Here is a 2,489-nt window from a genome sequence, read left to right on the forward strand (position 1 = left end):
AGATCTAAATGATCCCCTGATTCCGGGGCTTTTTGATTAATTGTTTAACTCGTCCCATTTTAACGGGACACTAATGAGAAAAAATATGGAAAAATTATTATTCTGTACTGCCAATTTTAAAACAGGAAGAGGGGGAATATCTTCTTATGCATTTGATTTTATAGAGGCGTTTCATGATAAATATGAAATTGTAGTAGTTGCAAGTGGGACAACGGAAGAAAGTGCTGTGAAAGTTCATAAATGTAACTATTTAGACCTTTCTATAAAAAATGCTAAGTATTTATTGTCAATAATATTAGAAGAAAAGCCAGACATAATTGTCAATAGTGCTTTTGCATTATTGGCTTTAGTGACTCCATATATAGATAATAAAGTCCGGATAGTTACTGTGAGTCATTTTGTAAATGGGCGGTATGCTTGGTATGCAGGATTAAATGGAAAATATATAGATACAATTATTTCTTTGTCTTCATTTGGCAAAAAATACATTGATAAAAAATTTAAAATACACGATACGGCTAAAACACAAGTTGTTTTTAATTTTATGCCGGAATCTTCTGCTTGTTTCCAAAATAAGAAAGAAAATTCTATTCTTAAAATTGTTTATCCTGGTGGGTGCTCATTTGCCAAAAGTGCTGAAGTTGTGTGTAAAGCATTGAAAAAGTTGCTGAAAACAGATTTGCAGTTCGAGTTCTATTGGTTAGGAAGTACGAAAATAGCAGGTGGTGGTAAAAAGTATATTCATACCAATAATATAGAAGATTGTTTGCCTAAAGATAAACGTATAAAGCATATAGGCCCTGTAGATAGGGATATATCCAAACAATTACTTGCTGATGCTAATATATTTCTACTTCCGTCAAGGGGCGAAGGTTTTCCTATCACATTGATTGAAGCTATGCGGTGTGGTTGCATTCCGATTGTTTCGGATGCCAAACATGGTAGCCTTGATGCTATAAGTAATGGTAAGAATGGTTTTGTAGTAAAACAGGGGGATGCACAGGCTATTATAGATTTACTTTCTGATATAATACAACATCATCAAAATTATCTCTTTGTATATAACAATAGTTATAATTATTATAAACAATATTTAACAGATAGTGTATGGAAAGCACAACTTTCTAAAATAATAGAAAATAAAGCTGCTCATTTTCAAAGGGCTGGTGAATTTTGCAAAATTCAATATCTAAAGGATAGGGCTTATTTAACTCTGTTAGCGAATGAATATTGGCTATATGATAGAATTACTCAATTTTATCATTTTGTCTATTTTCGGTATATACGATATTTATTGTAATTATGGGAAGTAAATTATGATTTTAAATTTTATATCAAGGAATAAATGCTGTGGCTGTGGGGCGTGTGTAGAAATATGTCCTAAAAAGGCCTTAACAATGGAGGAAGATGAGGAAGGTTTTCTTCGACCTGTTTTGAATATGGATTTTTGCATTGATTGTGGGGGATGCGATAACGTTTGCCCCATGAAAAGTGAGAATCTTGTTAAGCATGAAATACAAGCATCCTATGCTGCTATAAATCAGAATAGAGGTATTCTGAAGAAAAGTTCAAGCGGAGGTGTTTTTTCTGTGATAGCAGAATATGTTATTAAGAATGGCGGTGTTGTGTATGGGGCATGCTTTGATGAAAAATTGAAATTGGCGCATAGAGGTGTTGAGGTAATAAATGATTTGGAACTATTGCGGGGGAGTAAATACTTGCAATCATATTCGTATGAATGCTTTCCAAAAATTAGACAACAATTGCGTAATGGGAAACTTGTTTATTTTGTAGGGACGGGGTGTCAAGTGGCTGCGCTAAAACTTTTTTTACGTAAGAGTTATGATAACTTGATAACCTCCGATCTTATTTGTCATGGAGTTCCTTCTCATAAGTTGTTTGATACATTTGTTTCAACTTATGAGAAATTGACAAATAGAGAGGTCATTTACTATAGGTGTAGAGATAAATATGCAGGTGGTTGGTCGGGATCTCAAACAGTTGATTACAAAACTAAAAAGGGCATACGAAGAGATTTGTTTAATCCTGTGTTAGCAGGTTATATGAAAGCTTTTATGTCTGGGGACTTTTTTCGTGAATCATGTTTTGTTTGTCCATATGCCTGTGAACAAAGAAGTGGCGATATTACATTGGCTGATTATTGGGGAATTGAGCGATATCATAAGATAAATTCGTTGAATGGCGTTTCTGCTATATTGGTTAATACAAGTAAAGGAAAAGAAATATTAGATAAAATAAAGAGCAATTTGTCTCTTGTGGAAACACAAGTGGATTATATAAAAGTAGACAATCATAATTTGTATACTTCATCCCAACGACCATTGTATAGGGATAACAGTTATAAGGATTTAAAAACAAACCCTCAACAAGTAATTTATCAATATATTAATCCAATAATTCGTTAAAAATTCGCCACGCCTAAGCGGCTCTGGCAGTAAATAAAATGAGTTCTTTGAAAAGTTTGTCAA

2 protein-coding genes are annotated in these 2,489 nt (G+C 33.1%); both read left to right on the forward strand.

The features are described 5' to 3' along the window. Nucleotides 1-85: 85 nt before the first annotated feature. Nucleotides 86-1,300: a glycosyltransferase family 4 protein gene (locus AB5903_RS22305; RefSeq protein WP_117907209.1), complete on the forward strand. Its 1,215-nt coding sequence runs from the start codon at nt 86-88 to the stop codon at nt 1,298-1,300. A gap of 16 nt (nt 1,301-1,316) precedes the next feature. Beyond that, nucleotides 1,317-2,426, forward strand: a complete 1,110-nt coding sequence (locus AB5903_RS22310; RefSeq protein ID WP_368118307.1) for a Coenzyme F420 hydrogenase/dehydrogenase, beta subunit C-terminal domain — start codon at nt 1,317-1,319, stop codon at nt 2,424-2,426. Nucleotides 2,427-2,489: the final 63 nt, after the last annotated feature.

The sequence above is a fragment of the Bacteroides sp. 2201st1_D9_2201SCRN_220225 genome (assembly GCF_040928965.1).
GTDB classification, from domain to species: Bacteria; Bacteroidota; Bacteroidia; order Bacteroidales; family Bacteroidaceae; genus Bacteroides; species Bacteroides stercoris.

Excerpts from the sequence above, each read along its gene's own strand:
- AB5903_RS22310 (WP_368118307.1), top strand. The coding sequence starts at position 1,317 with ATGATTTTAAATTTTATATCAAGGAATAAATGCTGTGGCTGTGGGGCG.
- AB5903_RS22305 (WP_117907209.1), top strand. The coding sequence starts at position 86 with ATGGAAAAATTATTATTCTGTACTGCCAATTTTAAAACAGGAAGAGGG.